Origin of the sequence: Rhodopseudomonas sp. WA056, assembly GCF_010906995.1 — a bacterium.
GTDB classification, from domain to species: domain Bacteria; phylum Pseudomonadota; class Alphaproteobacteria; order Rhizobiales; family Xanthobacteraceae; genus Rhodopseudomonas; species Rhodopseudomonas palustris_G.
The window spans coordinates 1-3,373 of record NZ_QPFS01000216.1; the positions used below are offsets into that span (position 1 = coordinate 1).

4 protein-coding genes and 1 pseudogene are annotated in these 3,373 nt (G+C 68.1%); 1 reads left to right on the forward strand and 4 read right to left on the reverse strand.

All coding sequences use genetic code 11. The annotated features are described in order from the left end of the window. A pseudogene (locus DU475_RS23410) lies at positions 1 to 977 on the forward strand (glycosyltransferase family 39 protein); the annotation flags it as partial. Between the two features lie 43 nt (positions 978 to 1,020). Here the strand turns inward: DU475_RS23410 and DU475_RS23415 are convergent. From DU475_RS23415 to DU475_RS23430, 4 genes are all read right to left on the reverse strand, one after another. Beyond that, positions 1,021 to 1,353, reverse strand: a complete 333-nt coding sequence (locus DU475_RS23415; protein WP_013500113.1) for an HPr family phosphocarrier protein — start codon at positions 1,351 to 1,353, stop codon at positions 1,021 to 1,023. Then, a complete protein-coding gene (locus DU475_RS23420) occupies positions 1,350 to 1,751 on the reverse strand; it encodes a PTS sugar transporter subunit IIA (RefSeq protein WP_011155923.1) in 402 nt (133 codons plus the stop codon). Before DU475_RS23420 ends, DU475_RS23415 begins: the two co-directional genes overlap by 4 nt. A gap of 187 nt (positions 1,752 to 1,938) precedes the next feature. Next, positions 1,939 to 2,406 (reverse strand): HPr kinase/phosphorylase, encoded by a 468-nt coding sequence (locus tag DU475_RS23425; RefSeq protein WP_164633476.1) that lies wholly within the window; start codon positions 2,404 to 2,406, stop codon positions 1,939 to 1,941. Next, positions 2,403 to 3,373 (reverse strand): sensor histidine kinase (locus tag DU475_RS23430; RefSeq protein ID WP_164633477.1); only part of this gene is annotated, 971 nt, incomplete at its 5' end. The genes DU475_RS23430 and DU475_RS23425, both read right to left, overlap by 4 nt.

Consider the following 3,373-nt stretch of genomic DNA (forward strand, 5'->3'; position numbering starts at 1 on the left):
GAAAATACTGGTCGATCGGGCTGATCGTCGCGCTGGGGCTGGCGGCGCTGATCGATCCGCGGCGCGGCCGGTTCTTCGCATCAATGGCACCGTGGCTGATGATCCTGTGCGGCGGCCTGGTGCTGGGCCCGCATGTCTGGTGGCTGGCCGCGCATGATTTTCCGACCTTCACCTATGCGGCCGCGCACGAATCGGCCGGCGTCGGCGACAATTTGCGGGATACGCTGACCTATCTGCCCGGTGCCATCGCCTACGCGGCGGTGGCGCTGATCACGGCGGCGGTGGTGCTGCGGCCGTCGCGTGCGGCGCTCGCCGACATCGCGTGGCCGGGCGATTCGCAGCGGCGCACCATCCTGCTGATCCAGGCGCTGCTGATCGTGGCGCCGATGCCGGTGGCGCTGGCGACCGGCATTCGCATCGTGCCGCTGTGGGCGATGCCGGCCTACACGCTGCTGCCGGTCGTGCTGCTGGCCTCGCCGCTGATCGTGGTGGGGCGCGAGGCGGTGCGGCGCGGGCTGATCGTGGCGTCCGTGGTGTCGCTCGGTTCGCTGGCGCTGTCGCCCGTGGTGGCGCTGGTGATCCATTTGAACGATCCGCCGGGACCATTCGAATATGCCTCGCTGCTCGCCGACCATGTCGACCGCGAATGGCGCCGGCACAGCGACCAGCCGGTGCCGCTGGTGGCCGGCGAAACCGTGCTGGCCGAGAATACCGCGTTCTATCTGCGCACCGACACGCTGGGCTTCGAGACTGCGGACCTCGCCGCGCTGAAGCAGCGGGCCGCGGCACGCGGAGCCATCTTGGTATGCCCGGCCGAGGACAAGGGCTGTATCGCGACCGCCGAGCAGATCGTCGCCGGCCAGCCGCAGATCCTGCGCGGCAAGGTGTGGCTCAGCCGGCCGCTGTTCGGGCAGGCCGGCGGGCGGGTCAGCGACGTGTTCTTCCTGGTGCTGCCGACGGGAGCGAGCGCGAAATAACCAAAGCGCGAGACAGCCGGACGGCGATCGGCGAGGCCGCCGGCTACTCTTCTTCGCCGAATTTCGAGCCCATCAGCTCGGTGATCGCGTCCAGCGCCTGGCGGGCTTCGGGGCCGCTCGCCGAGACCGTCACGGTGGTGCCGATCCCGGCCGCCAGCATCATCAGCCCCATGATCGAGGTGCCGCCGACGGTCTCGCCGTTGCGGGTGACCCAGACCTCGGCGTTGAAGCGCTCGGCCATCTGCACGAATTTGGCGGAGGCCCGCGCATGCAGGCCGCGCTTGTTGATGACCGGAATCTCACGGGAAATCTTTTCGGCGGAAGCGCCGGCGGCATGGTCCGGTTCGGAGCCGGGCTGGGGCGCGTCCGCGATCATTTTCCGGCCAACACCCTGCTGGCGATGGTGACGTATTTGCGCCCGGCCTCCTGAGCCAGCGCGATCGCCTCGGGCAGCGAGCGCTCCTCACGGACTTTGGCGAGCTTCACCAGCATAGGTAAATTGATGCCGGCGAGCACTTCGACCTTCGGGCGGCTCATGCAGGAAATCGCCAGGTTGGACGGCGTTCCGCCGAACATGTCGGTCAGGATCGCCACGCCCTCACCGCTGTCGACGCGATTGACCGCCTCGATAATGTCGCTGCGGCACAGATCGGCGTCGTCTTCGGCGCCAATCGTGACGGCTTCGATTTGTTGTTGTGGCCCCATCACGTGTTCCAGCGCTGCCTTGAACTCGTCGGCGAGGCGCCCGTGGGTCACAAGTACCAGACCAATCATCGGAAACTCCTCGCGGGTGCTTTTGGTGCACCGCGCGAACCGGTCACTTTGACCATCCAGAGCCCCTATGCAAGGGGGTCTGCGCGATTCCCCGACGAAGGCAAGGCGCTGAGGAGCTGCGGCAAGGCCGTTCAGTGACGATTGTTGGGCTGATATAGTTACTAAATCGCTGAGAACAAACCTGCAATCAGGCTTCGTCGCCGGTTGCGTCGGTTGTCGTCAGGGCGGCCACCACCAAGGGTAGCGGATCGTAGCCGGCGCCGACCGCGACCCGCGGCAATTGGACGCCGCCGATTTCGGTCCATAGCGCTGCAGCTTCGGGCATCCGCGACGCATCCGCAGCCTGAAGATCGACCACCAGCCCGGCGACGGCGGCTGCGGCGGCCGCGGTCCGTCGTAGCCCGAGGCCGCGGATCTCGATCAGCCCGGCCAGCCCGGGCACCTGACGAACCATCAGCCGTCCGTGCTCCGGCTCCAGAACCACCCGGTCGTCGCCGATCAGTTCGGCTGGCGGGATCTGGCCGGCGCGGCCCGCCATGATCAGCGCCCAGGCGAGCCTGGATTTGCCCGAGCCGGACGCGCCGCGAATCACCACGGCGTGGTCGCCGACCTTGACGGCCGAGGCGTGGACGGTGCGGGGCGACGCCGCGGTCATTTGGCCGGCAGCCGCACGACGAAGCGGGCGCCGGCGACGGTCGGCTCGCCGTCTTCGCCGCGCGGACCGACGCGGTTCTCGGCCCAGATCCTGCCGCCATGGGCCTCGACGATCTGCTTGGAGATCGACAGGCCGAGGCCGGAATTCTGGCCGAAGCCCTGGTGCGGCCGGTCGGTGTAGAAGCGCTCGAAGATCTTCTCCAGCGCGTCCTCGCGGATGCCGGGGCCCTCGTCCTCGACGATGATCTCGATCTCGGCCTTGCGGCGGCGGCACAGGATGCGGACCTTGCCGCCTTCGCAGGAAAACGACTGCGCGTTGGACAGCAGGTTGGAGATCACCTGACCGAGCCGGGAGTCATGGCCCGGCACCGAGAACTGGTCGGAGGCCGGACCGTCGAACTTGACCTCGACCATGGTGCTGTGGCCGAGCCTCGTCTCGTTGGCGACCAGCGTCAGCGTCGTCAGCAGCCTCCGCAGATCGACCTGGGCGGCGTCCTGGCGCTGCAATTCGGCGTCGAGCCGGCTGGCGTCGGAAATGTCGGAGATCAGCCGGTCGAGCCGTTTGACGTCGTGCTCGATCACGCTCAGCAGCCGCGCCCGGCTGTTGTCGGTCTTGGCCAGCGGCAGCGTCTCCACCGCCGAGCGCAGCGAGGTCAGCGGGTTCTTCAGCTCGTGCGACACGTCGGCGGCGAACCGCTCGATCGCCTCGATGCGGTTGTAAAGCGAATCCGTCATGTCGCGCAGCGCGCCCGACAGATGCCCGATCTCGTCACGGCGCTTGGTGAAGTCGGGAATCTCGACCCGGGCGCGAATGCGGCGCCGGACCCGCTCGGCGGCGTCGGCCAGCCGTCGCACCGGGCCGGCGATGGTCGAGGCCAGCAGCACCGACAGCACGAACATCACCACCGCGGCGACGCCGAACACCTTGAGGATCGCCAGCCGCTCGGCGGTCACCATTTGGTCGATGT